Origin of the sequence: Bradyrhizobium sp. 23 (genome assembly GCF_023073295.1) — a bacterium.
GTDB lineage: Bacteria > Pseudomonadota > Alphaproteobacteria > Rhizobiales > Xanthobacteraceae > Bradyrhizobium > Bradyrhizobium canariense_D.
The window spans coordinates 35,208-39,689 of sequence record NZ_JADPJF010000073.1 but is presented as its reverse complement, the minus strand read 5'-3'; the positions used below and the strand labels follow the sequence as shown (position 1 = coordinate 39,689).

The following is a 4,482-nucleotide window of genomic DNA, read 5'->3' as shown; positions in this document are numbered from 1 at the left end:
GCACGGTCGACGTCGCCGACGCCGGCGCCAGCGTCACCATCCTCGACGGCGCCACCGCGATCGGCACCGCCATCGTGCAGGGCACCGGTAGCTGGAGCACCGCGGTCAGCCTCAACAACGGCAGCAACTCCCTGACCGCCCGGGTGAGCGATGCCGCCGGCAACACCGCCACCAGCAGCGCGGTGGTCTATACGGTGGGCGTGCCCGGCGCCATTCTCGGCGACGCTGGCGACAACACCCTGACCGGCACCGCTGGGAACGATGCATTCCAGGGCTTCGGCGGCAATGACACGATCAACGGCTTGTCGGGTGTTGATCGGGCGGTCTATGTCGACGCGACCGGGGGCATTACCGCCGATCTGACCGCCGGGACCGTGACGGGACCAGGCGTCGGCACCGACACTCTCATCGGTATCGAAGCCATCCAGGGCAGCAATCTTGCCGACCACTACTCGGCGGTCGGCTTCAGCGGTAACTCCGGGGTGCCTGGTACGCCAATTGGCTTCAACAGCTTCGAAGGCATCGGGGGAGATGATATCATCGTCGGCACGGTCAATCCTTCCGGCGAGATTTTGACTCGTATTTCCTATGTCAATGCGGCAGCAGCAGTCATCGTTGATTTTGTCGCAGGCACAGCGAGCGGCGATGCGTCGGTCGGCAACGACACCTTTACAACCGTCAATTCAGTCATTGGGTCAGCATTTGGCGACGCGCTGCGGGGCAGTGACAATCCGAATGGTACTTTCGAGCAATATGACGGTCGTGCTGGTAACGATCTGATCGATGGCCGCGGCGGCTACGATTTCGCCATCTATAATAACGACGTCACCACAACCACGGGCATAACCGTTAATCTTGCGGCCGGAACCGTCACTGGCGATGCGACGATCGGAACCGATACGCTGCGTTCGGTGGAAGCCGTCCGCGGCTCCAACTTCGCTGATACTTACGATGCCACTGGTTTCAGCGGTACCAGCACCAATGCCGGATCGAGCGGCACCTTCAATAATTTTGAAGGCATGGGCGGCAACGATGCAATCATCGGCAATGGCAACACCCGACTCCAATATACGCAATCAAGCGCCGGCGTGACGGTCGATCTCCTTGCGGGCACTGCGACCGGCGATGCCTCGGTGGGTACCGATACGTTCACCGGTGTCAACGCCGTCATGGGATCGATGTTTGCGGACGTCTTTTCGGGAAGCGGCGCCAACGAGAACTTCATGGGCCTTGCCGGCGATGATCTTATCAATGGAAACGGCGGCTTCGATACGGCGCAATACGCCAATCTAACCTTCACGACGGGTGGGATCAGCGTTCACCTTGCGGCAGGAACGGTGATCGGCGATGCATCGAGCGGCACCGACACCTTGCGTTCGATCGAAGGCATTCAGGGAACCAATTTTGTCGATACGTATGATGCCACGAATTTCGGCGTCAGCGGCGCGATCGATCCTGCAACCGGACTTCCCTATGCCAACATCGGCAATAACGGCAACCTCAATCAGTTTGAAGGAATGGGTGGTAACGACATCATCACCGGCAACGGCAATACCCGTCTGATCTACGCCAATGCAACCGGCTCCGTGACGATAACTTTTAGTCTCAATGGCTGGACCAGCACCACCAGTGGCGCGTCGGGTACAGTAATCGGTGATGGGTCGGTGGGCATCGATACCTTCTCGGGTGTTGGCTCGGTCTCGGGATCGTCATTTGCCGACACCATCACCGGCTCTGCCAATCCGAGTGGTACGGCGGAAGAATTTTCCGGGCGCGCCGGCAATGACTCCATCGACGGCAAAGGTGGGTTCGACAGGGCATTCTACAACCACGATGGTTCGGCTTCAGGTATTCAGGTCGATATGGCTTTGGGCACGGTGTCAGGTGACGCTACCATCGGAACAGACACCCTTCGATCAATTGAAGCGGTCCGCGGGACCGCCTTCGCCGACACTTATGTCGCGACCAATTTCGGCGCCTCCGGGCCAAATGTCGGTGATTTCGGGACCTTCAACGAGTTTGAGGGGATGGCCGGCGATGACACTATCACGGGCAACGGTAATACCCGCATCGCATTCTACAATGCTCTGGATGCTGTGACCGTAGATCTCGCCGCTGGCCACTCCCACGGAACGGCCTCTGGCGATGTTGCGGACGTCGGTACAGATGCATTCACCGGCGTGAATGCTGTTCGTGGCTCGGGTTTCGCTGACGTCATTATTGGCAACGCTGGAAATAACACGTTGGACGGTCAAGCGGGGAACGATTTTATTCGGGGCGGAGCTGGCGCCGATACGCTGATAGGGGGCGCTGGCGCTGATCAGTTTGTCTTTGCTGCCGTTTCCGAGTCGACTGTTGCAAGCCATGACACGATCAGCGACTTCGTTCATGGGACAGACGTCATTGACATTTCGGGTATCACTGGAGCCACGACCGTCCAAGGCTTGATAGCCGGTAGCACGCAGGTGGCTGCGCATAGTATCGCGTGGATTCAAAGCGGCGCGGACACGATTGTTTATGTTAACAGTTCCGGGGCAGCTCAGAACCAGGGTTCGGCGGATATGGAAGTCGTCTTAACGGCCGTAACAGCAAGCAGTTTGGCCAATTTGGACTTCTTCCATGTCTAACAATCGAATCCTTCGCTCCTTCCGCTCGGCCCGCTTACGCCGCGCGTGAACAGCTTGAGATTTCGGTCGGTGAATGCAGGGGCTTCGGTCGCCCCGTCAGACGCGCTTCGCAAAAGATTTTTTTCGCACCGTGATAATTTTATGGAAAAGCTCGCATCTACCCGACTGGAAAGAACTCCTATTGGTCGTCGCACCGGTTGCACCGAAGCCCGAAGCGGGCTGGAGGCAAAGCCGAAGGAACGGCGGATGCCGAGAATTCTCCAGGAACGACTGGATCAAGTTGAGCGCGAAATCGAACTGTACCTAGAATTTGATAAGGCCGAGAAAGATCGGCTGAATCGCGAGTCTTACCTGTGGACCGCAGAAGATCGCATCGAGTGGCAGGAGACGCAATCGGCCAATGCTCAAAGAGTTCGTGGATTGCTCGAAGAACGTGACGCTCTGCGCAGGCAGCTGGGTTTGTAAGGGCGTCTAGTCGATGCCCTTGAATTTGTATCCGTCGATCGCCGGCGGCCTGCCGGGCTTTAGAGGTTGAGAGCGTTGCGACTCCGCAACGGCTAACAGCAAGACGAGGAGCAAAGCCCAAGCGCTTCGACGGAGATAGTCAGCTCGGCGAAAAATGGAGGCGCGCCGGGGCCGAATATCGGCTCGCGCGGCTCTTTACGATCGGACCGATGATTGTCTGGCAGAAGGTTAGTTTCAGAGCATCTGTTGAGCACTACGGACAACGGCCGATCAGCGCGGCTTTTCATGCAGTGGTCGTCGATCGGTTCTTGTGCAGTATCTCCATCACGCTTCGCTTTTTGCGCTGATCGTACCGATGCTGCGATGAACGTGCCAGAAAGTGTGAGCAATCCGCCAGTCAAACCGATATGGTGACGCGATGCATATCGCACCGGGTGAAGGAGATGGAGGGTCGCGCTGCCAGCTCGAGGCGTTCTGCAGGGTATAGTACTCGGACTCGTCCGCGAACTCGGGCGCGATGCCGATCAGATCGATGCGGCGCAGGGTCGCTGCGATTCGCCTGTTGGCGCTAGATCTCCAGTAGCTGGTGGCGCAAACATCGATAGCGCTGGATCTCCCAGGATGGTTCAGCGACATCGTTCGCGAGCGGCCATTCGATGGCGGATCGCGGCGCGAGGTCGGCAAAGATCGCTTGCCCGCAGCGATTGGTGGTGCTCGCGGCTCTCACCAGGCAACAGCAGGGGAGGCGGCGCCAGCAATTCGAGCTGAACCGGCATGGCGTTGACGGTGGGCTGCTGTTCGGTTTGGAAAGGGCCGTTCATCGCCGTCTCGCCTCCGAAGCGACGTGTGCGGACATGCTGCTGTCGACGATCGTTGCCGGGCTGGCAATCCCGTGGGCGGGGCTTGCCGCCCACAAAGTCCTGCGCGACCGGCAATGGCGCGATCTGCATATCGGCCCACCAGGCTCGCTCGTTGCCATGGCGGTGCAGGTCCCGGTGATGGGTGCGGCACAGCGGCACGATGAACTCTTCGCTGACCTTGCGGCCCAGGGATCGCGGTTGCGCAAACTTCAGGTGATGCGGATCGGACGGAGACTGCTGGCAGACCAGGCAGGGCTGTCTGCGCACAAACAGCCGGTGGTTCTTGCTGCGCTTGCGCGGCGGCTCCTTGGGGATGGCAAGCCCCGCCTGTTCGAGGTTGCGCTCAACGTCTGATGCGGATGGCGGGGAGGCTTTCTCGACGCGTGTCTGGTAGGCAGCTCCGACCAGCCGGGCGTCCGGCTCCAACAACGTGTTCTTGAGCGGCAGGTTGGTCTTGGCCCATCCCAACAGGTCCGCGTTGTCTCGCAAGCCGTCCAGTTGCTCCAGCAGACGCTGGCGCAGATCTGCCG

Annotated in this window: 2 protein-coding genes and 1 pseudogene; 2 read left to right on the top strand and 1 reads right to left on the bottom strand. The window is 59.4% G+C overall.

The genetic code is table 11. The annotated features are described in order from the left end of the window. Window positions 1-2,627: M10 family metallopeptidase C-terminal domain-containing protein (locus IVB32_RS19985; protein WP_247410994.1), on the top strand; the 2,627-nt coding region annotated here is incomplete at its 5' end. 141 nt (window positions 2,628-2,768) lie between these two features. Beyond that, entirely contained in the window at window positions 2,769-3,092 is a 324-nt protein-coding gene (locus IVB32_RS19980; RefSeq protein WP_018458868.1) for a hypothetical protein, read from the top strand. 626 nt (window positions 3,093-3,718) lie between these two features. Here IVB32_RS19980 and IVB32_RS19975 read toward each other — a convergent pair. Beyond that, window positions 3,719-4,482 (bottom strand): annotated as a pseudogene (locus IVB32_RS19975) (hypothetical protein); the annotation flags it as partial.

What these genes read in the sequence shown, in the direction of transcription:
- IVB32_RS19980 (WP_018458868.1), top strand. Translation starts at nt 2,769, where the DNA reads ATGGAAAAGCTCGCATCTACCCGACTGGAAAGAACTCCTATTGGTCGT.